Source organism: Companilactobacillus sp. FL22-3, from assembly GCF_054881455.1.
In genome coordinates, this window is the sequence record NZ_JBTYYZ010000037.1 from 1 (window position 1) to 456 (window position 456).

1 protein-coding gene is annotated in these 456 nt (G+C 35.1%); it reads right to left on the reverse strand.

What is annotated here, in order from left to right; genetic code table 11:
• Window positions 1-456, reverse strand: a 456-nt coding sequence (locus tag ACYT32_RS12380; protein ID WP_461793478.1) for a MobA/MobL family protein, incomplete at both ends; no start/stop codon positions are given.

Genomic DNA, 456 nt, shown 5'->3' on the forward strand with positions numbered 1-456 from the left:
AGCATGCGCTGTTTATCATCTAAATGTTCTAAATCGACATAGGTTTTCAATTGCTGACTTAGATGACTAATTGTGTGTTTTTCAGAGAACGATAGCTCGTCAGTTAACGCGTCAAAATGTTCATGATTTCTTATCTTTTCGTCAAGATTATGATATTTAGCTTGAGCGTTTCTTTGCGCTCTAACTTGTTGATTAAATGCTTTTCGATTTTTTCTTTGGCTGTTAATGCCTTCGTGTTGGGTAGGTGTCTCTTGAATCCCTTGATAGACAAACGATTTTTCACTAATCCGATCCGGAATATTTTTTTGTGCTAAGAACTGATTAACACTCAACGCCCAATTTTTTCGCCACTCATTAATTTTTTCCTTTTTATCCCAATCAACCAACCAAATTTTTCTTTGTTTTGGAAACCCGCTTTTGGTTAAAAGTTGCTTGCCATTTTCATCTTTAATGTAC